Here is a 22582-nt window from a genome sequence, read left to right on the forward strand (position 1 = left end):
CGAAGCGCTCTCCGCCGGAGTGGGTACCGGTTCGGCTCGAGAGAGCGCGTTGAAACAAAGCCTCAGAACTGACCCGAGCTGTCGAAGCGGAAGAGTTCGGCGGGGCGGAACGCCGTCCCGACCTCGCGGGCGCCCGTCGGCGCGATCCAGCCCCGGTCGCGCATGCGGCGGCGGAAGGCGGATTTGTTGAGGGGCGCGCCGCGGATCGCCGCGTGCACGTCCTGGAGCTGGCGGAGGGTGAAGTGCTCCGGGAGCAGCGCGAAGCCGACATCCGTGTAGTCGAGCTTGCCGCGCAGCCGCTTCACGGCGAGCGCCAGGATGTCGGCGTGGTCGAAGGCGAGGGCGAGGGGGCCGCCTGTCTCCGACTCGGCCGAGACCGGGCCACCGGCCTCGCCCGCCCAGGGCACGACCAGTGCCGCCGCCGTCAGCGCGGCGCCGCCCGCCAGGGCCTCGGTGAAGGCGGCCTCCGGCAGCAGCGCTAAATAGGCGACCGAGACGATGCGCATCCGCGGATCCCGGTCCACCGCGCCGAAGCTGTAGAGCTGCTCGAGCCGCGCCCGCCTGATCCCGGCCTTCTCGCGCAGGACGCGCCCCGCGGCGGCGTCGAGGGTCTCGGCGATGTCCACGAACCCGCCCGGCAGCGCCCAGAGGCCGGCCTGAGGCTGCCGGCTCCGCCGCAGGAGGAGGGCGGCGAGCCGCCCCGCCCGGATCCCCAGCAGGACGAGGTCGACCGCCAGGGCGGGCCGCTCGTAGGCCTCGGGGTCGTAGCCTGCCAGGAACTCGGATTCGGTCATCGGCCAATTTCTACTCAAGTTGAGCATAACTAAGACGCGGATTGCGCATATGTCAAGCCGGGAGCGGATCCGTCAGGACGCGTCGCGCGGCGCACAGCTCCGCACCGGCGCCGGACAGATCCGCCCGGGCGCGGCCGGCGGGTACGGCCCGAGCCGGGAAAAGGGCGAAGCTTCTCGTGGCGGTGGGGCGGCGGGCGCGGGAGCTTCAGCGACGAGCCGGCCCCGATCCGCCGGCGCAGGAGGTTTCCCCGATGCCGTTCCTCGCTCCACGATCCGCGCTCGAGCCCCCCCGCAACGCCGCGCTGTCACCCCTCTTCCTCGCGCTGCTGGCGCTCCTCGTCATGCTCGCCTCGGCCCACGCGGCGCCGGGGCCGGCACGGGGCGGCCTCACGCTGCGCGGGCCGTCCGGCACCGCGCCGGTCGAGGCCGTCCAGCTCGCGACCGACATCAGCGTCGACGTCAGCGGCCCGACCGCCCGGGCCACCGTCACCCAGGCCTTCCGCAACGTCACGGCGGAGTGGGTCGAGGGCACCTACCTGTACCCCCTGCCGGAGGACGCGGCCGTCGACGGGATGAAGCTCGTCGTCGGCTCCCGCGTGATCATCGCCGACATCCGCGAGCGGGCGGCGGCCAAGCGCGCCTACGAGGCCGCGAAGGCGGCCGGGCAAGCGGCGGCGCTCACCGCGCAGGAGCGGCCCAACGTGTTCACCAACGCGGTCGCCAATATCGGCCCCGGCGAGACGGTGCTGGTCCAGATCACCTATCAGCAGACGATCCCCGTCTCCGGCGAGACGCGGACGCTGCGCCTGCCCCTGGTCGTCGCGCCCCGCTACAATCCCGCCCCCACCTCGGTGGACGCGGTCTCCCTCGACGGCCCGGCCGCGGCGGCCCGCGACCCGGTTCCGGATCGCGCCCGGATCAGCCCGCCGGTGCTCGACCCGGCCCTGTCCCCGCCGACCAACCCGGTCGCCGTCACCGTGCGGCTCCGGGCGGGCTTCGCCGTCGGCGCCGTTCAGAGCGCGACCCACGCGATCCGCGTGATCGAGACCGGCCCGGAGGCGCGGACCGTCACGCTCGCCGAGGGCGTCGTGCCGGCCGACCGCGATCTCGAGCTGACCTGGGCGCCGGTCCCGAGCCGGATGCCCGGCCTCGGCCTGTTCCGCGAGACCGTGGCCGGCCGGACCTATCTGCTGGCCGCCGTGAGCCCGCCGGCGATCGAGGCCGACGCGGCCGCCCGGCCGGCGCGCGACGTCACCTTCGTCATCGACAATTCCGGCTCGATGTCGGGCGCCTCGATGCGGCAGGCCAAGGCCGGGCTGCTGGCCGGCCTCGGCCGCCTGAGCCCGCGGGACCGCTTCAACGTCATCCGCTTCGACGACACCTGGGACGCGCTGCATCCCGAGCCGGTCCCGGCGACGCGGGCGGCCCTGGCCGAGGCTGAAGCCTTCGTCGCCGCCCTGGAGGCGCGCGGCGGCACCGAGATGCTGGCGCCGCTCAAGGCGGCGCTCGCCGACCCGCACCCGGAGGACGGGCGCGTCCGCCAGGTCGTGTTCCTCACCGACGGCGCCGTCGGCGACGAGGAACGGATCTTCGCGGCGATCCACGCGGATCTCGGGCGCACGCGCCTGTTCATGGTCGGCATCGGCTCGGCGCCGAACGGCCACCTGATGCGCCACGCCGCCGAGATCGGCCGCGGCAGCTTCACCGAGATCCGCGACCTCGCGCAGGTCGGCGAGCGGACCCGGGCACTGTACGAGAAGCTGGAATCCCCCGCCGTCACCGACCTGACCGCGACCTTCTCGGTCCCGGGCGTCGCGGTCACGCCGGGCGCGCTGCCCGACCTGTACCGCGGCGAGCCGCTGGTCTTCGCCGCGCGGCTGCCGGGATCGGCCGAGGAAGCGGCCCGCGGGACCGTGACCGTTTCGGGCCGGGTGGGCGGCCGGACCTGGACCCGGACGCTGCCGCTCTCCGGAGCGGGCGAGGGCGCCGGCATCTCCAAGGTCTGGGCGCGCTCCCGGATCGGCGAGACCGAGACGGCGCGCATCACCGGGCGGCTCGGCGCGGACGCGGCCGACGCCACCATCCTGGCGCTGGCCCTGGAGCACGGCCTGACGACGCGGCTGACCAGCCTCGTGGCCATCGACGCGACCCCGCGCCGCGCGCCGGGCACGGCTCTCGTCGCCGCCGACCTGCCGCTGAACCTGCCGGCGGGCTGGGACTTCGCCAAGGTGTTCGGCACGGACCGGCCCGGCGCCGCGCCCGCCGACGACGGGGCGGCCCGGATCGTGCCGATCCGCGCCGACGGCGGGGCGGTCGACCTGCCGCAGACCGGGGCCGGGATCGTGGCGCAGCTCGGCCTGGGCCTGCTCCTCGTTCTGTTGGGCCTCCTGCTGCGCACCGGCCCGACGATCGGCGGCCGGCGGACCGGGAACGCGCGATGAGCCGCCGTCCGGGGACCAGAGCGGGGAGAACCCTCGCGGCCCTCCTCACCCTCGCGGGAATCGGGCTGGCGGCACAGGCCGCCTGGATCCCCGCCAAGGCCGCCCTGGCGCAGGTCCTGCTGGAGCGCGCCTTCGCCCGCACCCTGGCCGAGGGTAGGCCCGCCCGGCCCTGGCCCTGGGCGGACACCGAGCCGGTCGCCCGGCTCACCGTCGCGGGCCGCGGCTTCGTGGTGCTGAGGGGCGGGAGCGGGCAGGCCCTGGCCTTCGGCCCCGGCCATCTGGACGGTACCCCGGAGGCCGGCGCGCCCGGCACCGCGGTCATCGCCGCCCACCGCGACACGCAGTTCGCGGTGCTGGGGCAGCTCAGGCCCGGCGATCCGGTCACGGTGACGGGCCGCGACGGCCGGACCCTGCGCTTCCGAGTCACCGGCACGCGGGTGGCGCGCTGGGACGCCTCGGGCATCGACCCGCAGGCCCCCGGCCGGCACCTCGACCTCGTCACCTGCTGGCCCCTGGAGGCGCTGCGGGCCGGCCCGCTGCGGCTGATCGTCGAGAGCGAGCTGGCCTCGGAGGCGGGGCGCTCCTGACTCGTGGGCGTGGACGGCCAGCCCGGCCGCGCTTGCGCAAATGTGCGGTTTCGTGCGGATCTGTGCGGGCCAAGCCCGTGCGAGCCGTGCCTGTGAGCGAGATCGAACTGTCCGAGGCGCAGAGCCGCGCCATTGCCCAGACCGTGCGCGAGGCGCTGGCTCGCCGGCGCATCTCCCGGCAGACGCTGGCCGAGGAGGCCCGGATCAGCATCTCGACCCTGGAGAAGGCGCTCGCCGGCCGCCGGCCCTTCACCCTGGCGACGACGATCCGGCTGGAGGAGGCCCTGGGCCAGTCCCTCCGCCAGGAAACGGGGCGCCCGACCCCGGAGGCGGCCCGCCACGCGCCCGACGAGCTCGGCTCCTACTCGCGGGAGAGCGTGGCCTGGATCGAGGGGCGCTACCTCACCCTGCGGCCCTCGTTCGGGACGGCGGGCGCGATCTTCGCCTACCGCACCGAGATCGCCTGGGACGCGGACGCCGCCCGCCTCGTGTTCCGCGAGGCCGAGCGGCTCGACGCGCCCTTCGCGCAATCCGGCAGCGTCGCCGTGCCGAGCCAGTCGGGCATGATCTACCTGGTGACCAACTGGCACGGGCAGCACCGCCTCGCGGTGCTGTGCCGCCCGAACATCCAGGGCGAGATGTACGGGGTCCTGACCACCCTCCACGCGGGGCGCGGCACGCAGCTGACCCCGGCCGCTTCACCCCTGGCGCTGCTGCCCGAGCAGGCTGGCGCGCACGGGTACGGGCGGATCGGGCCGGACGAGCCGGGCTACGCGCCGTACCGGGCCTATCTCGCCCGGGTGCGCGACGACGGCTACGCGACCTTCTTCACGGGCGTCGCCTGACAGGGTCTGACGGGTGAGCCCGAAGGCGCGGAGCGCGGCGGGCTTGGAGCGGGTACCGGGAATCGAACCCGGGTATTCAGCTTGGAAGGCTGCTGCTCTACCATTGAGCTACACCCGCGCGGGCGGATCGTTAGCACGCCGGGTCGGCCGTGAGAAGGTGGGGCGGGATCGCCGCCGCGCGTGCGACGTCCCGAATCCGCGGCGTCGCCGGCCGGCTCACAGGCACGGGTTCATGACAGGCTCGCGCGGGATCGAGAGCAGGTCGTCGACCTGGGCGCGCAGGCCCGCGGCGCCGCCGGTCCGCAGGGCCTCGAACAGGGCCTCCGCGTCGCGGCCGCAGACCGCGCCGGGCCGCTGCTCCGGTTCCGTCGTCCCGTCGCGCGGCGGGACGGCCCTGTCCGGGGCGTTGTCGGCGATGAACCGATCGATGCGCGCGAGCGCGGCGCGCAGTTCCTGCTGGAAGTCCGGGTCGGCGCCGGCGTGGCACGCCTGTCCGACGGCGCGCATCGCCTGCAGGATGCCGCGCATGCACAGCACCGCACCCTTGCCGGTCCGGTCGACCTTCGTGACGGTGTCGCCGCGCCGGATGGTCTGGATCCCGTTCACGAGCGCCTCCGCCGGTCCCGGTCCGGCCTGCCCGGGAGCCTCCGAGGACACCGCCAGGAACGCGCAGGCCGCGGCGGCGCAGCCGACGATCAGGGATCGCGGTCGGGACGGCGTGCGTGTCGTCAGGCGCGTGGATCCGGCGCCGTCTCCACCGCGCGGCCGCGGGAACACCCGCGCGCGATCAGCCCAGGCCCAGGGCGGCGCGGGCCTCCGCGGGCGTGGCGACGCGGCGACCGTGGCGCGCCACCGCCTCGGCGGCGAGGCCGACGAGCTCGGCGTTGCCGGCCGCCAGACGGTCCTTCGTCACCCGGATGTTGTCCTCCAGGCCGGTGCGGACCGCGTCCGCCCCGCGGGCGAGCGCCCAGTCCATCACGATCGCCTGGTTGCGGCCGATCCCGGCCGCCGTCCAGGTCGCCTCCGGCAGGATCCGGCGGGTCTCGGCGAGCAGGATGTCGAGGAGGTGCTCCTCGGCCGGCATCGCGTTCTGGACGCCCATCACGAACTGCACGTGCGGGCGCGCGTCGATCAGGCCCGCCTGCACGAGGCGCTTGGCCCCGTGCAGGTGCGAGAGGTCGAAGATCTCGATCTCGGGCCGGACGCCGTACTGCTTCATCTGGCCGGCGAGGTCGGTCACAAGACTCGCCGAATTCTCGTAGACGATCGTCGGAAAGTTGACCGAGCCGGTGGACAGGGAGGCCATGTCGGGCCGGTGCCTGAGCGAGAGGCCGCGGGCGGCCGGGTCGCGCCCGCGCCCGCCGGTCGAGAACTGCACGATCATCCCCGGGCAGTGCCGGCGCAGCCCCTCCTGCACGGCGGCGAACTTGTCCGGGTCGGAGGAGGGCGACTCGTCGTCGTTGCGCACGTGGATGTGGCAGAGCGTGGCGCCCGCCTCGAACGCCTGATGGGTCGACTCGATCTGCTCGGCCACGGTGACCGGAACGGCCGGGTTGTCCTTCTTGCGCGGCACCGAGCCGGTGATCGCCACCGCGATCACCACGGGCGCGTCGCTCCGGGATCCTGCCATTCGCCTGTCCTCCCTGCCTCATCCGGGTTCCGCGACCCGGATAGCGCCGCGGAACCCGGATCTGAACCGCCCGGCGCGGGCGGCAGGTCCGTGTGCGGGACATCTCCGGCCGGATGACAGCCACGACCCGTGTCGTGCCGGACCCGTGCCGCGCCGGACTTGAGTCTTGCCGGCGGTTGTCGCACCTCTCGGCCCGCGAGGCACACGATGAACGACACCGTCCTGGTCCTGAACGGGCCGAACCTGAACCTGCTCGGCAAGCGCCAGCCGGAGATCTACGGCCGCGAGACCCTGGCCGACGTCGAGGCCCTGTGCCGCGAGACCGCCGCGGGCTTCGGCCTCGCGGTCGATTTCCGGCAGAGCAACGCCGAGCACGCGCTGATCGACGCGATCCACGAATTTCGGGTCGGCTCGGCCGGTATCGTCATCAACGCGGGCGCCTATACGCACACCTCGGTGGCGCTCCTCGACGCGCTGAACACCTGCGAGGTGCCGGTGATCGAGTGCCACATCTCGAATGTCCACCGGCGCGAGGCCTTCCGCCACCACTCCTACATCTCCCTCGCGGCCACGTCCGTGCTGGCGGGGTTCGGCACGCACGGCTACGCCCTGGCGATCCGCCACCTCGCGCATCTGCGGGCCGGCAGACCTGCTTGAGGCGCGGATAGCGCCGCGATCAGGGTTGACGCTGGCGGAGACAGGGGGGAGGAGGGCGGTCAGGCCCTTATTCAACGCGTTCTCCCCGGCCGGACCGGTCTACCGGACCGGCGGAGGACGTCTCGAGCGGAGCGCGCACGCCGCATGACCAGTCCCTTCCTGCCCCTCGACCGGACAGTGATCGCCCGCGAGGCGGCCAAGATGTTCCTCGAGATCGGGGCCGTCCTCTTCTACAAGGACGAGCCGTTCAAGTTCACCTCCGGCTGGGCGAGCCCGGTCTACACCGACAGCCGGAAGATCATCTCGTTCCCGCGCCTGCGCTCGACGCTGATGGATTTCGCCACCGCCACGATCGTGCGCGAGATCGGCTACGAGAAGCTGACCCACATCGCGGGCGGCGAGACCGCCGGCATCCCCTTCGCGGCCTGGATCGCCGACCGGATGATGCTGCCGATGCAGTACATCCGGAAGAAGCCCAAGGGCTTCGGCCGCAACGCCCAGATCGAGGGCGAGATCGTCGAGGGCGCCCGGACCCTGCTGGTCGAGGACCTCGCCACCGACGGGCGCAGCAAGGTCAATTTCTGCAAGGCCCTGCGCGATTCCGGCGCCCAGGTCGATCACTGCTTCGTGCTGTTCTACTACGACATCTTCCCCGACAGCGCCGCGCTGATGGAGGAGATCGGCATCAAGCTCCACTACCTCACCACGTGGTGGGACGTGCTGGCGGTGGCCAAGGAGATGGGCACCTTCGACCCGAAGACCCTGGCGGAGGTCGAGCGCTTCCTCAACGCCCCGGCGGAGTGGTCGGCGGCACACGGCGGCATCTCCGCCTTCGGCCAGGCCTGAGGAGAGGATCGCGATGGGCGTCGCCGAGCTGTTCCCCGCCGAGCGCCAGGAGGCGAAGCCGGTCGACCGGATCACGATCCGCCGGCCGGACGACTGGCACATCCACCTGCGCGACGGCGCCATGCTGAAGGCGGTGCTGCCCTACACGGCGGCGCAGTTCGCCCGGGGCATCATCATGCCGAACCTCGTGCCGCCGGTGACCACGGTCGCGGCCGCGCAGGCCTATCGCGAGCGCATCCTGGCGGCCCTACCCGAGGGCCAGGACTTCACGCCGCTGATGACCTGCTACCTGCGGGACGACACCGACCCGGACGAGATCGAGCGCGGCTTCAGGGAGAAGGTCTGGGTCGCCGCCAAGCTCTACCCGGCGGGCGCGACCACGAACTCGCACGCGGGCGTCACCGACCTCAACGGGATCGCGCCCGTGCTGGAGCGGATGGAACGGATCGGCATGCCGCTCCTGATCCACGGCGAGGCGACCGACCCGGAGATCGACATCTTCGACCGCGAGGCCGCCTTCATGGAGGGCAGCCTGATCCCGCTCCTCGGCCGCCATCAGGGGCTGAAGGTCACCGTGGAGCACGCCACCACCGCGGAGATCCTCGACGTGGTCCGCGAGCACCGGAGCCGGTGCGCGGCGACGATCACGCCGCACCACCTCGTGATCAACCGGACGCACATCTTCCAGGGTGGCCTGCGCCCGCACCTGTACTGCCTGCCGGTGGCCAAGCGCGAGCGGCACCGGCTCGCCCTGCGCCGGGCCGCGACCTCCGGCGAGGCCTGCTTCTATCTCGGCACCGACACGGCCCCGCATGTCCGCGGCGCCAAGGAGGCGTCCTGCGGCTGTGCCGGCGTGTTCTGCGGCCCGAGCGCGCTCCAGACCTACGTGCAGGTCTTCGACGAGGAGGGGGCGCTGGACAAGTTCGAGGCTTTCGCGTCGCTCAACGGCGCCCGCTTCCACGGTCTGGAGCCGAATGCCGGGACCGTCACCCTGGAGCGCCGGGAGAGCCGCATCGCCGAGGCCGTCGCGGTCGACGACACGGCGGTGGTGGTGTTCCGCGGCGAGGAGACGCTGCCCTGGTCGGTGGCGTGACCGCCTAGGCTGGGACCGCGCACCGTCATCGCGGGCGCGGCGAGGCGACCCCGGGCAGCGCGAGATCGGTGACCGTCGGGCGACATGGGGTTGCTTCGCCGCGCTCACCCAGACGGATACCGGCCAGCCATCTAATCGGCCGAAGCCATCTTTGCCCGGATCCAACCTCCGGTTACCGATCGTCCGTCGATCCGGAGGAGGGTAAGATGCAGGACGCGCGACAGGACGGCATCACCGCCATGGGCGCCGTGGACCTCGCCGCCGCCATCCGCGGCCGGGTCGTCTCCTGCGTCGAGGTGATGCGCGCCTATCTGGAGCGGATCCATCGGATCAACCCGCAGGTGAACGCCCTCGTGGGCCTGGCCGACGACGCCGCGCTCCTGCGGGAGGCCGAGGCCGCCGACGCCGTCCTGGCGCGCGGTGAGCCCGTCGGCCCGCTGCACGGCTTCCCGCTGGCGGTGAAGGATCTCGACCCGGTCCGCGGCCTGCGGTTCACGCAGGGCTCGCCGATCTTCGCCGACCGGGTCGCCGAGACGGACTCGATCATGGTCACCCGCCTGCGCGCCGCCGGGGCGATCTTCATCGGCAAGACCAACATCCCCGAGTTCGGCCTCGGCTCGCACAGCTTCAACCCGGTCTACGGCGCCACCGGCAACGCCTACGACCCGGCGATGACCGGGGGCGGGTCGAGCGGCGGCGCCGCCGTGGCGGTGGCGCTGCGGATGCAGCCGGTGGCCGACGGCAGCGACCATGCCGGCTCCCTGCGGAATCCGCCCGCCTTCAACAACTGCTACGGCCTGCGCCCGAGCTGGGGCCGGATCCCGGCCGAGGCCAAGGACGTGTTCAGCCCGAATCTCGGCGTGCTCGGGGCGATCGGGCGCACGCCGGGCGATATCGGCCTGATGCTCTCGGTGCTGGCGGGCTACGATCCGCGCTGCCCGAACGCCGTCCGGCAGGACCCGTCCGCCTTCGCGCGCCCGCTCGCCCGCGACTTCCGCGGGACGCGGATCGCGTGGCTCGGCGATTGCGGCGGCGAGATCCCGTTCGATCCCGGCGTGCTCGACGTCGGGCGCGCCGCCCTGGCGACCTTCGCGGAGATCGGCTGCACCGTCGAGGAGGCGATGCCGCGCTACGACATGGAGCGGCTCTGGCAGGACTGGCTGGTGCTGCGGGCCCTCACCGTCGCGGCGAACCTCCGCCCGCTCTACGACGAGCCCCGCCACCGGGCCCTGCTCAAGCCGGAGGCGGTCTGGGAGGTCGAGCGGGGACTGGCGCTCGGCGCCGACCGGATCATCGCGGCGCTGGAGGGGCGCACCCGCTGGTACGAGACCCTGCGCCGCTTCATGGAGGCCTACGACTACGTGGTCATGCCCAGCGCCCAGGTCTTCCCGTTCGACAAGAGCCTGCGCTGGCCCGAGACCGTGGGCGGCCACGCGATGGACACCTACCACCGCTGGATGCAGATCACGATTCCCGCGACGATGTCGGGCCTGCCGGCGCTGGCCGTGCCGGCCGGGTTCGGGGAGGCCGGGCTGCCCGCGGGCATCCAGATCGTCGGTCCCAACCACGGCGAGCTCGCCTGCCTGCAGCTCGGTGCCGCCTACGACGCGGCGAGCAACTGGGTCCGCCGCTACCCGCCGCCGCTGAACTGAGGGAGCGGCTCGTCGACCAAGCCGGCGCAAACAAGCGCCGGACGCGTTGACCCGCCCCGCGCTCTCCGCTAAGAGGCCCGACACTTCGCGTGCCGACCATGAGCCAGTTCCGGATCATGGGGCCGCCGCGGGGCAGGTTCGGATATCCGATGACCACGGTCCTTATTGTAGCGGTAGCGTCACCGACGGGGCGGCCCTGAGAGAGGGCCGCGATCCGGGCGGTGGCGCATGCAGGGTCCCTCGGGGCCCTTTTTTGTTGCCCGCGTCCGGGCGGGACAGGACTGGGACGGACGGAGATCCGAGGCGAGAGGCACCTTCGGGCGAGGCGGAGACCGCCCCGCGTGACGGGGGTGCCGGGAGAGAGGACGGGGCAGGGCGGCGATCACGGGATCGCGGTGGCTCCGGAGAGCGCGAGGAGACGAGCATGGGCGGCGAGGTCATGACCGGGGCCGAGATGGTCATCCGGGCCTTCCAGGATCAGGGTGTCGACACGCTGTTCGGGTACCCGGGCGGCGCCGTACTTCCGATCTACGACGCGCTCTTCCACCAGAACGCCGTCAAGCACATCCTCGTCCGCCACGAGCAGGGCGCCGTCCACGCCGCGGAGGGCTATGCCCGCTCCTCCGGCAAGGTCGGCTGCGTCCTCGTGACGTCGGGCCCCGGCGCGACCAACATCGTCACCGGACTCACCGACGCGATGCTGGACTCGATCCCGCTGGTCTGCATCACCGGGCAGGTCCCGACGCACCTGATCGGCACCGACGCGTTCCAGGAATGCGACACGGTCGGCATCACGCGCCACTGCACGAAGCACAATTACCTCGTCAAATCGATCGACGACCTGCCGCGCATCCTGCACGAGGCGTTCTACGTCGCGGCGAACGGCCGTCCCGGTCCGGTCGTGGTCGACCTGCCCAAGGACATCCAGTTCGCCTCCGGCCTCTACGAGCGCCCCGAGATCGCGAGCCACAAGACCTACCGCCCGGCCGTCAAGGGCGACGCCGACCGGATCCGCGCGGCCGTCGAGCTGATGGCGACCGCGCGCCGGCCGGTCTTCTACACCGGCGGCGGCGTCATCAACTCGGGTCCTGAGGCCTCGCGCCTGCTGCGCGAGCTCGTCCGCGAGACCGGCTTCCCGATCACCTCGACCCTGATGGGGCTCGGCGCCTATCCGGGCACGGACGAGAAGTTCCTGGGCATGCTCGGCATGCACGGGACCTACGAGGCCAACCTCGCGATGCACGAGTGCGACGTGATGATCTGCGTCGGCGCCCGCTTCGACGACCGGATCACCGGCCGGCTCGACGCGTTCTCGCCGTTCTCGAAGAAGATCCACATCGACGTCGACGCCTCCTCGATCAACAAGGTCGTCAAGGTCGATGTCGGGATCGTCGGCGACTGCGCGTCGGTGCTCGCCGACATGCTGGAGGCGTGGCGCGCCCTGCCGTCGCGGCCCGACACGTCGAACCTCGATCCGTGGTTCCAGAAGATCAACGCCTGGAAGGCGCGGGACTGCCTCGCCTACTGGCCGTCGGGCACGATCATCAAGCCGCAATACGCCGTGCAGCGCCTCTACGAGGCCTGCAAGGACCGCGAGACCTACATCACCACCGAGGTCGGCCAGCACCAGATGTGGGCAGCCCAGTACTTCAAGTACGACGAGCCGAACCGCTGGATGACCTCCGGGGGCCTCGGCACGATGGGCTACGGCCTGCCGGCGGCGATCGGCACGCAGCTCGCGCACCCGAACGGGCTCGTCATCGACATCGCCGGCGAGGCCTCGATCCTGATGAACATGCAGGAGATGTCGACGGCGGTGCAGTACCGCCTGCCGATCAAGGTGTTCATCCTGAACAACGAGTACATGGGCATGGTCCGCCAGTGGCAGGAGCTGCTGCACGGCTCGCGCTACTCGCAGAGCTACTCGGAGAGCCTGCCGGACTTCGTGAAGCTCGCGGAGGCCTACGGCGCCAAGGGCATGCGCTGCGAGAAGCCGGGCGACCTCGACGGCGCCATCGCGGAGATGCTCGCCCACGACGGCCCGGTCATCTTCGACTGCATCGTCGACAAGACCGAGAACTGCTTCCCGATGATCCCGTCGGGCAAGGCGCACAACGAGATGCTCCTGTCCGATTACCTCGGCGAGACCGGCGTCGAACTCGGCGACGTGATCTCCGAGGAAGGCAAGATGCTGGTGTGAGGGAGGGCGGCCCGGCTCCGTGCCGGGCCGCGATCCGCCGCTGCGGCGGCGTTGGGTCGAACGACGAGGACTTGCCCCGCGATGAACGCGATGAACACCCACTATCCCGAGCCCGTCCGCGTCGAGCCGGTGAACCGGCACACGCTCGCGGTGATCGTCGACAACGAGCCCGGCGTGCTCGCCCGCATCTCCGGCATGTTCTCCGGTCGCGGCTACAACATCGAGAGCCTGACGGTCTCCGAGACCGAGGAGGCGCGCCACATCTCCCGCATCACCATCGTGACCGCGGGCACGAACGCCGTGATCGAGCAGATCAAGGCGCAGCTCGACCGGCTGGTGCCGGTGCACCGGGTGGTGGACCTGACGCTCCAGGGCAACGCCATCGAGCGCGAGATCTGCCTGGTGAAGGTGAAGGGCGAGGGCGAGCACCGCAGCGAGGCGCTTCGGCTCGCCGCCGCCTTCGGCGCCAAGACGCTCGACGCCACGCTCAACTCCTTCGTGTTCGAATTGACCGGCGCCACCGAGGAGATCGACCGGTTCGTGCGCCTGATGAGCGTGATCGGGCTGGTGGAGATCTGCCGGACCGGGATCTCCGCGATGGGGCGCGGGGCGGAGCCGCTCTAAGCTTCCGACGCGCGGCTCATCGGTGCCGGGGGGAGCCGATCGAGGCCGTCGCGTCGCGCCTGAGTTCGTCGATCAAGGACCACCCATGACCGCCCGTACGCTCTACTACGCCCCCGGCGCCTGCTCGCTCGCCGCCCACATCATCCTGGAGGAATCCGGGCTCCCCTACGAGGGCATCAAGCTCGACCTCGCGGCGGGCGACCAGCGCCGGCCGGAATACCTCGCGATCAACGATCGCGGCCGCGTGCCGGCGCTGACCGAGGACGGCTGGGTGCTCACCGAGTGCGCGGCCATCCTGCGCCACGTCGCCCGTCAGGTGCCGGAGAAGGCGCTGTGGCCCACGGATCTCCGCGAGCAGGCCGCCACCGACGAGTGGCTCGGCTGGCTCGCCTGCAACCACCATGTCACTTATGCCCATGTCCGCCGGCCCGAGCGCTACACCGAGGACGAGAGCGCCTTCGCGGGCATCAAGGCTAAGGCCGCCAATACCTACGCGGATCTCGCCACCATGACCGAGGTGCGCCTCTCGCACGGCGGCTGGGCTGTGGGTGACCGGTTCAGCGTCGTCGACGCCTACCTGATGGTCTTCTGGTTCTGGGCCAACGGGCCCGTGCTCCGGTTCGACATGGCCGGCCGCTTCCCGGCCTGGACCGCCCATGCCCGCCGCGTCGCCGAGCGGCCGGCCGTGCAAGCCGTCTTCGCCCGCGAGGGACTGCCGCTCCCGCGCTGACTCGGTTCGGCCGCGGCACCCCCTTGCCGCGGCCGTCGAATCGGCCTAGAGCGCGTACCGTACGGTACGGTACGCCATTCGAGATGATGCAGGCCAGCGCCACAGCAGAGCAGGAAGCCCCGTCGGCCCGCCAGCAGGCGGTGCTGGACGCCGTGCTCGGCCTCATGGTCGAGGACGGCGAGCAGCTCACCATGGACGCCGTCGCGCGCCGGGCGAGCTGCTCGAAGGAGACGCTCTACAAGTGGTTCGGCGACCGCGACGGGTTGCTGACCGCGACGGTGCGCTGGCAGGCCTCCCGGGTCCATGCCGGGCACGACGCCGCGCAGGTGCTCGACGGCGCGACCCTGCGGGAGCGCCTGCAGGACTTCGCCGTGACGTGGCTGGAGGTCATCACCGGCCCGACCTCGGTGGCGCTGAACCGCATCGCCATCGCGCATGCGGGCTCGCGCAAGAGCAACCTCGGCGGCATCGTGCTCGCGAACGGCCGCTTCGCCATCGGCGAGCGGGTCAAGCCCGTGCTGGAGGCGGGGCGCGCCGCCGGCCTGCTGACCTTCGCCGACAGCGAGGCCGCCTTCCGCACCTTCTTCGGCCTCGTCGGCCGGGATATCCAGATCCGACTTCTGCTCGGCGAGACCCTCGACCTCGACGGGGCCGAGATCCGGCGCGATGCGGGCCGCGCCGTCGAGCAGTTCCTGGCCCTCTACGGCCGGGCCCAACCCGACCCGAAACACCAAGCTTAAGAGGAGACAGACATGCGGGTGTATTACGATCGCGACGCCGACCTGAACCTGATCAAGGGCAAGAAGGTCGCCATCGTCGGCTACGGCAGCCAGGGCCACGCCCACGCGCTCAACCTGCGCGATTCCGGCGTGAAGGACATCGTCATCGCGCTGCGCGAGGGCTCCGCCACCGCCAAGAAGGCCGAGCACGAGGGCTTCAAGGTCCTGTCGGTCGCCGAGGCCGCCAAGTGGGCCGACGTGGTGATGATGCTCACCCCCGACGAGCTGCAGGGCGACATCTACCGCGAGTCCCTCGAGGGCAACATGAAGCAGGGCGCCGCGCTGCTGTTCGCCCACGGCCTCAACGTCCACTTCAACCTGATCGAGCCGCGCAAGGATCTCGACGTCCTGATGGTCGCCCCGAAGGGCCCGGGCCACACCGTGCGCTCCGAGTACCTCCGCGGCGGCGGCGTGCCGACCCTGATCGCCATCGCGCAGGACGCCTCCGGCAACGCCCACGATCTCGGCCTGTCGTACGCCTCGGCGAACGGCGGCGGCCGCGCCGGCATCATCGAGACGACCTTCAAGGAAGAGTGCGAGACCGACCTGTTCGGCGAGCAGGCCGTGCTCTGCGGCGGCCTCGTCGAGCTGATCAAGGCCGGCTTCGAGACCCTGGTCGAGGCGGGCTACGCGCCCGAGATGGCCTATTTCGAGTGCCTCCACGAGGTGAAGCTGATCGTCGACCTCATCTACGAGGGCGGCATCGCCAACATGAACTACTCGATCTCCAACACGGCCGAGTACGGCGAGTACGTCACCGGCCCGCGCATCGTCACGCCCGAGACCAAGGCCGAGATGAAGCGCGTGCTGAACGACATCCAGTCGGGCACCTTCACGCGCAACTGGATGCTGGAGAACAAGGTCAACCAGACCTCGTTCAAGGCGACCCGCGCCAAGCTCGCCGCCCACCCGATCGAGGAGGTCGGCGCCAAGCTCCGCGGCATGATGCCGTGGATCTCCGAGAAGGCGCTCGTCGACAAGACCCGCAACTGAGCCCGAACCGTGCGGCCGGGCCTCGCTCGGCCGCGCCGCCAGGGGCCGGTCACGCGTGAGCGTGGTCGGCCCTTCGTCTTCCCGGTTGCCCTGTCCGAAGCTTCCCGGCCATAAGCCCCGCAGCGGTCCCGCCTGCACGAGGGCCGGCAAGCGGAGAGGACACCCATGGCATCGCTCTATTCCGACGCGCACCGGGCGCTCCAGGAGGAGTTCGGCACGACCAAGCTCGCCGTGCGCCTCGACGAGGACTGGGTTCACGACAGCGTCCAGCCGGACGAGGCCGCGTTCATCGGCTCCCGCGACATGTTCTTCCTGTCGACCGTCGATCCGGACGGGATGCCCACCGTCTCCTACAAGGGCGGCCCCACGGGCTTCGTGAAGGTGCTCGACGACAAGACGCTCGTCTTCCCCGGATTCGACGGCAACGGCATGTTCTACTCGATGGGCAATATCGAGGGGCAGGCCAAGGTCGGCCTGCTGTTCATCGACTTCGAGACGCCGCACCGCATCCGCGTGCAGGGGCACGCGTCGCTGCTGCGCGACGACGCCCTCATGGCCGAGTATACCGAGGCCAAGTACCTGGTGAGGGTCGCGGTCACCAAGATCTGGGTCAACTGCCCGCGCTACATCCACAAGTACAAGAAGCTCGAGCAGAACAAGTACGTGCCGCGGCCCGATCGCGAGACCCCGCTCGCCGCCTGGAAGCGGCTCGACCTCGCGGGCGACGTGATCAGCGACGCCGACAAGGCCCGCGTCGCCAAGGAGGGCAAGCTCGAGGTCTCCGAGTACGCGGCGCTGGTCGCCCGCGGCGAGGCCTGACCGTCCGTTCCGGCCGCCCCGCGGAGCAGGGCGGCCGGTGCTTGACGAGGCGGAATTCCAATTTTCATGCCGTGAGTTGATCGCAAGTATATTTAACCTACGCATCACAATGATGCGGCACTGTATTGGCCTCTACTTTCTTCGTTCTTCAAATTTTCTTGACGCCGTGAGGGTAGGTCGTTAGATTTCGTGCGAGATCTCTCGATCGTACCTTCTCACGGTTCGTACAGGCCATGTTCTCGCTCCCGCTGCGCGTCGCGGTAATCTGTAGTGTCCTGATCGCGGCCGTCTTCGCGGGCGGGACGACTTTCCTGGCTCGCCGGATCAACGCCTCCTTCGAGGAACAGACGGCCAGGATGCAGTCGGAGACGCTGTCGAGCGAGGCGCGTGAGGTTCGGTTTCGCCTCGCCGTGGCGGCCAGGACCGCCGAGAGTCTCGCGGCGGCCGCGTCGGCGCTGCGCGGCGGCGGGATCCAGGACCGCGCGGTCTACGACGCGATGCTGCGCGAGCTTCTGCGCGCCAACCCCGACCTGATCGCGACCTGGACCGGCTGGGAGCCGAACGCTCTGGACGGGCGCGACCGCGCGTTCGCCGGCACGGCGTCCTCGGACGCGAGCGGCCGCTTCATGCCCTACTGGAATCGCGGCAGCGGCACGATCAAGCGGGAGGTTCTCACCGGCTACGAGGCCGAGCCGGACGGCGCCTACTACCTTCGGCCGAAGAAGCTGAACCGCTTGGTGGCCATCGAACCCTACATCTACCCGGTGGCCGGGAAGGACGTCGTCATGATGTCGTTCGGCGCGCCGATCACCGTGGACGGCACGTACCGCGGCACCGCCGGCGTCGACATCGATCTCGGCTCCCTGAACGCCGCCCTCAACGCGGTGAAGCCGTTCGGGACCGGCTATCTCGCGGTGATCTCGGCGAGCGGGACGACCGTCGCGCATCCGACCGGCGCGGCGGCCGGGAAGCCGTTGCACGGCTTCGACGCGTCGGCGGCCGACGCGGCCGGGCAGGCGATCCGCGCGGGAGCCGTGGTGGTGACCGACGCGCCGGGCCCGGACGGGGCGCCGTGGCGGTACATGGCGCAGCATATCCAGGCGGGCGAGACGCCCGACCGGTGGGCCATCGTCGTGGCGGTGCCGGTGGCGACGCTCACGGCCGCCGCCGATCAGGCGCGCGCGACGCTGATCGGCATCTCGGTCCTCTGCGTGCTGATCGGATGCGCGGTCGTCTTCGGCGCGCTGCACCGCCTCGTCGGGAGGCCGATCCGCGCGCTCGGCCGGACCATCGGCGACATGGCGGCGGGCGATTACGGGGCGGACGTGCCCGAGGCGCGGCGCCGCGACGAGGTCGGGCTGGTCGGGCGGGCGGTGCTGCAGCTGCGCGACGGCCTGCGGGCGCAGGCGCAGGCCGACGCCCGGGCACGGGCGGACGCCCAGGCCGCCGCCGACCGGGATCGCAAGCGGGTGACCGCGGACCTGGCCAACGCCTTCGAGCAGGCGGTCGGCGGCATCGTCGAGACGGTGACGGACGCGGCCACCGAGCTGCAGGCCACGGCCAAGGGGCTGGCCGCCACGGCCTCGGAGACCGCGGGCCAGTCGACCACCGTCGCGGCGGGGGCCGAGGAGGCCGCCTCCAACGTCCGGGCCGCGGCCTCGGCGGCCGAAGAACTCGGCAGCTCCGTGCAGGAGATCGGGCGGCAGGTCCAGGGATCCGCGCAGCTCGCGCGGGCCGCGGCCGACGAGGCCGGGCGCACGGTGCGGCTGGTCGAGGACCTGAGCGCGGCGGTGATGAAGATCGGGGACGTGGTGGCGCTGATCAGCGGCATCGCGGGCCAGACCAACCTGCTCGCCCTCAACGCCACCATCGAGGCGGCCCGCGCCGGCGAGGCCGGCCGGGGCTTCGCGGTCGTGGCCGCCGAGGTGAAGGCGCTGGCCACCCAGACCGCGCGGGCCACCGACGAGATCGCGGGGCAGATCTCTCGCGTTCAGGCCTCGACCGCGCAGGCGGCCTCGGCGATCGGCAGCATCACGACGCGGGTCGACGAGATCAGCGCTATGGCCACGACGATCGCGGCCGCGGTCGAGCAGCAGGGCGCCGCGACCCAGGAGATCGTCCGCAACGTGACCCAGGCCGCCGCCGGCACGGGCGAGGTGACCACGAACATCGCCCGCGTGGCCGACGCTGCCGACATGACCGGCTCGGCCGCCGGTCAGGTGCTGGATTCGTCCGCGAACCTGTCGCGTCAGTCCGAGCATCTGCGGGCAGAGGTCAGCCGCTTCCTCGGTACGGTGCGCGCGGCCTGAGGGCGCCCGGACCGGCCTGCGCGCTAGCTGGCCTTCCGGGCGACGACGAACACCCGCGGGAAGGCGAGCAGGCGCCGGCCGTCGCTGCGCGGCGGGTAGGCCCCGTCGATCGCGCGCGTGTAGGCATCCAGGAAGCCGGCGCGGTGCTCGGGATCCAGCGGGTCGAGGAAGGGACGCAGGCCCGTGGCCCGGACCCAGTCCACGATGGCGGCGGCATCGGCCATCCGGTGATGATAGGCGGTGCGCCAGACATCGACCTCGGCGGCCGCCGGCGCCAGCAGATCGTAGTACGCCGCGGGCTCCAGCATCCGCCCGAGGCGGCCGGCCACGGCCGGGTCGCCGATCGCCGCCGCCCAGGGGCCGGACGCCGCCACCGCGCGCATCAGGCGGTGGGTGGGCTCGGCGAGGTTGTCGGGCATCTGCACGGCCAGCACGCCGCCCGGGGCGAGGAGGCCGAACAGCCGCGGCAGCAGGGTCGCGTGGTCCGGCAGCCATTGCAGCACGGCGTTGGCGTAGATCAGGTCCGGCGCCCGCTCGGGTGTCCAGGTCGCGGCGTCGGCCAGCGCGAAGGCGAGGCGGGGCAGCCGGGCGCGGGCGCTCTCCAGCATGGCCGGCGAGGTGTCGAGCCCGATCACCTCGGCGTCGGGGAAACGGGCCGCGATCAGCGCGGTGGAGTTGCCGGGCCCGCAGCCGAGATCGATGGCCAGACGCGGCGCTTCGAGGGGCACGCGGGCGAGGAGCTCGGCGGCGGGGCGCGTCCGCTCGTCCTCGAAGCGGGTGTAGAGGGCGGGGTTCCAGTCGGCCATCGCACCCTTCCGTGAAAAAATCCTCAGCAGCCGAGCCGGTCGGCGAGATCCGCCAAGTCCCGCGCCGCGTGGGTGACCGGCACCGTCGGCGCGGCCTCGCCGCCGGCCGGGCCGTGCTCGTGCGGGCGGGCGATGTGGGCGGTGGCGAGCCCGTGGCCCGCCGCCGCCGCGAGGTCGTTCGAGTGGGCCGCGACCATCATGGTCTCCCCCGGCGCGAAGCCGAAGGCCGCGACGGCGTCGCGGTAGAGCGCCGGCTTCGGCTTGTAGTCGCGGGAGTAGCCGGCGCCGAGCACCGCGTCGAAGACCAGGCCGTTGCGGCGGGCGAGGTCGGCCATCAGCCGGACAGGCCCGTTGGAGACCGGCGCCAGGAGGTGCTTCTCGCGCAGCCGCCGCAGCGCGTCCGGCACCTCGGGCCACGCGTCGAGCCGGTGCCAGGCCTGGACCAGCTCCCGCTGCACGGCCTCGGAGACGCCCGCGATGCCGAACTGCGCCAGCACGCCGGGCAGCGACTCGGCCTGGAGCGTGTCGAGGTCGACGTAGGGCCGGGCGCCGGAGCGCACCGTCTCCATCGAGGGATTGTACTGTGCCCGCCACGCGTCCGCGAAAGCGCCGGCATCGAGGTCCGGCGCGACGGGCGCGAGCAGCCGCGCCGCCTCGCGGGCGACGCCGGAGCGCCAGTCGACCAGCGTCCCGAAGACGTCGAAGACCAGCGCCCGGACGGTCACCGCACCGCCTGCAGGCTGGGGCCGCGCCGGACGAAGCCGACGATGTCCTTGACCGCGTCGAGGGTCTGCGCCGCGATGGTCTCGGCCCGGGCGCCGCCGTCGGCCAGCACGGCGTCGATGTGGCCAGGATCGGCGGTGAGGCGGCGCATCTCCCCGGCGATCGGCGCGAGGCTCGTCACCGCGAGGTCGGCGAGCGCCGGCTTGAAGGTCGAGAACTGCGCTCCCCCGAAATCGCGCAGCACGTCCTCCCGGGTGATGCCGGCCAGCGCCGCGTAGATCCCCACGAGGTTGTCGGCCTCGGGCCGCTCCTTCAGGCCCGCCACCTCGGAAGGCAGGGGCTCGGGATCGGTCTTGGCCCGGCGGATCTTCTGGGCGATGGCGTCCGCATCGTCCGTGAGGTTGATGCGGGCGTTGTCGGACGGGTCCGACTTCGACATCTTCTTGGTGCCGTCGCGCAGCGACATGACCCGGGCGGCCGGGCCGCCGATCAGCGGCTCCGTGATTGGGAAGAAGGCGTCGCCGTGGCCGTGCGCCGTGATCGACCCCGAGAAATCGGTGTTGAACTTCTGGGCGATGTCCCGGGTCAGCTCCAGGTGCTGCTTCTGGTCCTCGCCGACCGGCACGTGCGTCGCCCGGTAGGCCAGGATGTCGGCGGCCATCAGCACCGGGTAGTCGTAGAGGCCGATCGAGGCGTTCTCCCGGTCCTTTCCGGCCTTCTCCTTGAACTGGGTCATGCGGTTCAGCCAGCCGAGGCGGGCGACGCAGTTGAACACCCAGGCGAGCTCGGCGTGCTGCGGCACCTGGCTCTGGTTGAACACGATCGAGCGCTTGGGATCGATGCCGGCGGCGAGGAAGGCGGCCGTGACCTCGCGGATCTGGCCGCGCAGCGCTTCGGGATCCTGCCAGACGGTGATCGCGTGGAGGTCGACCACGCAGTACAGGCACTGCGCGTCGCGATCCTGCATCTCCACGAAGCGCTTCACGGCCCCGAGATAGTTGCCGAGGTGCAGGTTGCCGGTGGGCTGGACGCCCGAGAAGACCAATTCGGTGAACGCGGCCATCGGCGCCGATCCTGAGCAAGGGAAGACCGGGGCTCCGCGCCGTCCGGGCGCGGGGTTACTCGCACCCGTAGGCCGGAATGGTCAAGGACGCGCTCACGGCTCCCGCGTGGGCAGCCTCGCGCTGGGGCAGAGGTCGACCAGGACGCAGCGCCCGCAGGCCGGGCGGCGATGATGGCAGACCTTCTGGCCGTGCAGCATCAGGATCTCGTGATTGTCGTAGAGGTCCTGCGCGCTCCAGTCGGCGGGGAGCTGCGCCCGCAGGATCGGGTGCGACGGGCCGACATCGACCGTCTTGCCGATCAGCCCGAGGCGCTGCGCCACCCGGTGATGGTGGCTGTCGACCGGCAGGGCCGGCATTCGCAGGGTGGAGAAGGACAGGACCGCCGCGCTGGTCTTCGGCCCGACGCCCGGGATCGCCTGCAGCCACGCCCGCGCGGCCTCGACCTCCATGTCGGCCAAGAAGGCGAGGTCGAGGCCGCCGCACCGGTCGCGCAGCGCCCGGAGCACGTCGCGGATGCGCGGCGCCTTCAGCTCCGGCCAGGTCACGCCCGCGATGGCAGCCTCGATCTCCGGCACGTCCGCGTCGATCACCGCCTCCCAGTCGCGGAAGCGCGCCCGCAGGGCCTTGAAGGCCCGGCCGGATTCGGCGTTGCGCGTCCGGTGCGACAGGAGCGAGGAGACGAATTCGCTGACCGGATCCAGGCTGTGGAAGTACGGGATCGGGCAGCCGTAGACCGGGCACAACCGGGCATGGACGGCGAGCGCCTTCTCGGCGAGGGCCGGATCCGTGACGGCGGGGGCCGGCTTGCGGCGCGGGCGCGGGGCGGTCGCAGTTCTGAGGTCGGCGGCGGGCATGTCGGGCGAATCCGCGAGCCGATGCCCCTGTTCCTGCCGGTACGGGGCAGCGGCGATCTGTCCGCCTCGTCGGGTTCGCGCGCTTCCAGCGGAGAGCAGGGCCGGCGGCGGCGCGCGCCCTGCCCCCTCTCCCGTG

At 71.9% G+C, this 22582-nt stretch carries 21 protein-coding genes and 1 tRNA gene; 14 read left to right on the forward strand and 8 right to left on the reverse strand.

Annotated elements, in window-relative coordinates; all coding sequences use genetic code 11:
- Nucleotides 1-62: 62 nt before the first annotated feature.
- Nucleotides 63-794 carry an NUDIX hydrolase gene (locus ME121_RS08125; protein WP_059408645.1) on the reverse strand — a complete coding sequence of 244 codons (732 nt, stop codon included), beginning with the start codon at nt 792-794 and terminating at the stop codon, nt 63-65.
- Between the two features lie 251 nt (nt 795-1045).
- On the opposite strand from ME121_RS08125, the gene ME121_RS08130 reads away from it, so the two are divergent.
- From ME121_RS08130 to ME121_RS08140, 3 genes are all read left to right on the forward strand, one after another.
- Complete coding sequence (locus ME121_RS08130; protein ID WP_059408646.1) at nt 1046-3235, forward strand: marine proteobacterial sortase target protein; 2190 nt, start codon at nt 1046-1048, stop codon at nt 3233-3235.
- A complete protein-coding gene (locus ME121_RS08135) occupies nt 3232-3822 on the forward strand; it encodes a class GN sortase (protein ID WP_059408647.1) in 591 nt (196 codons plus the stop codon). The genes ME121_RS08130 and ME121_RS08135 overlap by 4 nt, the downstream gene beginning before the upstream one ends.
- Before the next feature lie 92 nt (nt 3823-3914).
- The gene (locus tag ME121_RS08140; RefSeq protein ID WP_043075014.1) at nt 3915-4667 is read left to right on the forward strand and encodes a helix-turn-helix domain-containing protein; all 753 of its coding nucleotides are present in this window, start codon (nt 3915-3917) and stop codon (nt 4665-4667) included.
- 44 nt (nt 4668-4711) lie between these two features.
- On the opposite strand, the gene ME121_RS08145 is transcribed toward ME121_RS08140, so the two are convergent.
- The 3 genes from ME121_RS08145 to ME121_RS08155 form a co-directional block, all read right to left on the reverse strand.
- A tRNA-Gly gene (locus ME121_RS08145) sits at nt 4712-4785 on the reverse strand.
- 98 nt (nt 4786-4883) lie between these two features.
- Nucleotides 4884-5273: a hypothetical protein gene (locus ME121_RS08150; protein WP_234741090.1), complete on the reverse strand. Its 390-nt coding sequence runs from the start codon at nt 5271-5273 to the stop codon at nt 4884-4886.
- Nucleotides 5274-5454: 181 nt separating this feature from the next.
- Nucleotides 5455-6297, reverse strand: a complete 843-nt coding sequence (locus ME121_RS08155) for a 3-oxoadipate:acetyl-CoA acetyltransferase (RefSeq protein WP_058608045.1) — start codon at nt 6295-6297, stop codon at nt 5455-5457.
- Between the two features lie 207 nt (nt 6298-6504).
- Between ME121_RS08155 and aroQ the strand changes: the two genes are divergently transcribed.
- From aroQ to ME121_RS08210, 11 genes are all read left to right on the forward strand, one after another.
- Complete coding sequence (aroQ, locus tag ME121_RS08160; RefSeq protein ID WP_012322210.1) at nt 6505-6954, forward strand: type II 3-dehydroquinate dehydratase; 450 nt, start codon at nt 6505-6507, stop codon at nt 6952-6954.
- Nucleotides 6955-7098: 144 nt separating this feature from the next.
- Nucleotides 7099-7800, forward strand: a complete 702-nt coding sequence (locus tag ME121_RS08165) for an orotate phosphoribosyltransferase (protein WP_012322211.1) — start codon at nt 7099-7101, stop codon at nt 7798-7800.
- Between the two features lie 13 nt (nt 7801-7813).
- Nucleotides 7814-8893, forward strand: coding sequence for a dihydroorotase (gene pyrC / locus ME121_RS08170; protein WP_029361017.1), 1080 nt, complete (start codon nt 7814-7816; stop codon nt 8891-8893).
- A gap of 206 nt (nt 8894-9099) precedes the next feature.
- The gene (locus ME121_RS08175; protein WP_012322213.1) at nt 9100-10545 is read left to right on the forward strand and encodes an amidase; all 1446 of its coding nucleotides are present in this window, start codon (nt 9100-9102) and stop codon (nt 10543-10545) included.
- Between the two features lie 424 nt (nt 10546-10969).
- Complete coding sequence (locus tag ME121_RS08180) at nt 10970-12745, forward strand: acetolactate synthase 3 large subunit (protein ID WP_012322214.1); 1776 nt, start codon at nt 10970-10972, stop codon at nt 12743-12745.
- A gap of 81 nt (nt 12746-12826) precedes the next feature.
- On the forward strand, nt 12827-13369 hold the full coding sequence (gene ilvN, locus ME121_RS08185; RefSeq protein WP_012322215.1) for an acetolactate synthase small subunit: 543 nt from the start codon (nt 12827-12829) through the stop codon (nt 13367-13369).
- 85 nt (nt 13370-13454) lie between these two features.
- Nucleotides 13455-14099, forward strand: coding sequence for a glutathione S-transferase family protein (locus ME121_RS08190; RefSeq protein ID WP_024828151.1), 645 nt, complete (start codon nt 13455-13457; stop codon nt 14097-14099).
- Between the two features lie 83 nt (nt 14100-14182).
- Nucleotides 14183-14839, forward strand: a complete 657-nt coding sequence (locus ME121_RS08195) for a TetR/AcrR family transcriptional regulator C-terminal domain-containing protein (RefSeq protein ID WP_043342820.1) — start codon at nt 14183-14185, stop codon at nt 14837-14839.
- Between the two features lie 12 nt (nt 14840-14851).
- Nucleotides 14852-15871 carry a ketol-acid reductoisomerase gene (ilvC, locus tag ME121_RS08200; RefSeq protein WP_012322218.1) on the forward strand — a complete coding sequence of 340 codons (1020 nt, stop codon included), beginning with the start codon at nt 14852-14854 and terminating at the stop codon, nt 15869-15871.
- Between the two features lie 165 nt (nt 15872-16036).
- A complete protein-coding gene (locus ME121_RS08205; protein ID WP_012322219.1) occupies nt 16037-16690 on the forward strand; it encodes a pyridoxamine 5'-phosphate oxidase family protein in 654 nt (217 codons plus the stop codon).
- Between the two features lie 233 nt (nt 16691-16923).
- Nucleotides 16924-18999 carry a methyl-accepting chemotaxis protein gene (locus tag ME121_RS08210; protein ID WP_059408649.1) on the forward strand — a complete coding sequence of 692 codons (2076 nt, stop codon included), beginning with the start codon at nt 16924-16926 and terminating at the stop codon, nt 18997-18999.
- Between the two features lie 23 nt (nt 19000-19022).
- Here the strand turns inward: ME121_RS08210 and tam are convergent, their stop codons facing one another.
- The 4 genes from tam to ME121_RS08230 form a co-directional block, all read right to left on the reverse strand.
- Nucleotides 19023-19805 (reverse strand): trans-aconitate 2-methyltransferase, encoded by a 783-nt coding sequence (gene tam, locus ME121_RS08215; RefSeq protein WP_012322221.1) that lies wholly within the window; start codon nt 19803-19805, stop codon nt 19023-19025.
- Nucleotides 19806-19828: 23 nt separating this feature from the next.
- Nucleotides 19829-20530, reverse strand: coding sequence for a haloacid dehalogenase type II (locus ME121_RS08220; RefSeq protein WP_012322222.1), 702 nt, complete (start codon nt 20528-20530; stop codon nt 19829-19831).
- Nucleotides 20527-21591: a tryptophan--tRNA ligase gene (gene trpS / locus ME121_RS08225; protein ID WP_012322223.1), complete on the reverse strand. Its 1065-nt coding sequence runs from the start codon at nt 21589-21591 to the stop codon at nt 20527-20529. The genes ME121_RS08220 and trpS overlap by 4 nt, the downstream gene beginning before the upstream one ends.
- Nucleotides 21592-21684: 93 nt before the next feature.
- The gene (locus ME121_RS08230; protein ID WP_059408650.1) at nt 21685-22446 is read right to left on the reverse strand and encodes an endonuclease III domain-containing protein; all 762 of its coding nucleotides are present in this window, start codon (nt 22444-22446) and stop codon (nt 21685-21687) included.
- Between the last annotated feature and the right edge of the window lie 136 nt (nt 22447-22582).

This window comes from Methylobacterium sp. ME121 (genome assembly GCF_000974725.1).
GTDB classification, from domain to species: domain Bacteria; phylum Pseudomonadota; class Alphaproteobacteria; order Rhizobiales; family Beijerinckiaceae; genus Methylobacterium; species Methylobacterium radiotolerans.

Excerpts from the sequence above, each read along its gene's own strand:
- ME121_RS08155 (WP_058608045.1), bottom strand. The coding sequence starts at position 6,297 with ATGGCAGGATCCCGGAGCGACGCGCCCGTGGTGATCGCGGTGGCGATC.
- aroQ (WP_012322210.1), top strand. The coding sequence starts at position 6,505 with ATGAACGACACCGTCCTGGTCCTGAACGGGCCGAACCTGAACCTGCTC.
- tam (WP_012322221.1), bottom strand. The coding sequence starts at position 19,805 with ATGGCCGACTGGAACCCCGCCCTCTACACCCGCTTCGAGGACGAGCGG.
- ME121_RS08165 (WP_012322211.1), top strand. The coding sequence starts at position 7,099 with ATGACCAGTCCCTTCCTGCCCCTCGACCGGACAGTGATCGCCCGCGAG.
- ME121_RS08195 (WP_043342820.1), top strand. The coding sequence starts at position 14,183 with ATGATGCAGGCCAGCGCCACAGCAGAGCAGGAAGCCCCGTCGGCCCGC.
- ME121_RS08125 (WP_059408645.1), bottom strand. The coding sequence starts at position 794 with ATGACCGAATCCGAGTTCCTGGCAGGCTACGACCCCGAGGCCTACGAG.
- ilvN (WP_012322215.1), top strand. The coding sequence starts at position 12,827 with ATGAACGCGATGAACACCCACTATCCCGAGCCCGTCCGCGTCGAGCCG.
- ME121_RS08230 (WP_059408650.1), bottom strand. The coding sequence starts at position 22,446 with ATGCCCGCCGCCGACCTCAGAACTGCGACCGCCCCGCGCCCGCGCCGC.
- ME121_RS08210 (WP_059408649.1), top strand. The coding sequence starts at position 16,924 with ATGTTCTCGCTCCCGCTGCGCGTCGCGGTAATCTGTAGTGTCCTGATC.
- ME121_RS08190 (WP_024828151.1), top strand. The coding sequence starts at position 13,455 with ATGACCGCCCGTACGCTCTACTACGCCCCCGGCGCCTGCTCGCTCGCC.
- ilvC (WP_012322218.1), top strand. The coding sequence starts at position 14,852 with ATGCGGGTGTATTACGATCGCGACGCCGACCTGAACCTGATCAAGGGC.
- ME121_RS08180 (WP_012322214.1), top strand. The coding sequence starts at position 10,970 with ATGGGCGGCGAGGTCATGACCGGGGCCGAGATGGTCATCCGGGCCTTC.
- ME121_RS08135 (WP_059408647.1), top strand. The coding sequence starts at position 3,232 with ATGAGCCGCCGTCCGGGGACCAGAGCGGGGAGAACCCTCGCGGCCCTC.
- ME121_RS08205 (WP_012322219.1), top strand. The coding sequence starts at position 16,037 with ATGGCATCGCTCTATTCCGACGCGCACCGGGCGCTCCAGGAGGAGTTC.
- ME121_RS08130 (WP_059408646.1), top strand. The coding sequence starts at position 1,046 with ATGCCGTTCCTCGCTCCACGATCCGCGCTCGAGCCCCCCCGCAACGCC.
- trpS (WP_012322223.1), bottom strand. The coding sequence starts at position 21,591 with ATGGCCGCGTTCACCGAATTGGTCTTCTCGGGCGTCCAGCCCACCGGC.
- ME121_RS08175 (WP_012322213.1), top strand. The coding sequence starts at position 9,100 with ATGCAGGACGCGCGACAGGACGGCATCACCGCCATGGGCGCCGTGGAC.
- pyrC (WP_029361017.1), top strand. The coding sequence starts at position 7,814 with ATGGGCGTCGCCGAGCTGTTCCCCGCCGAGCGCCAGGAGGCGAAGCCG.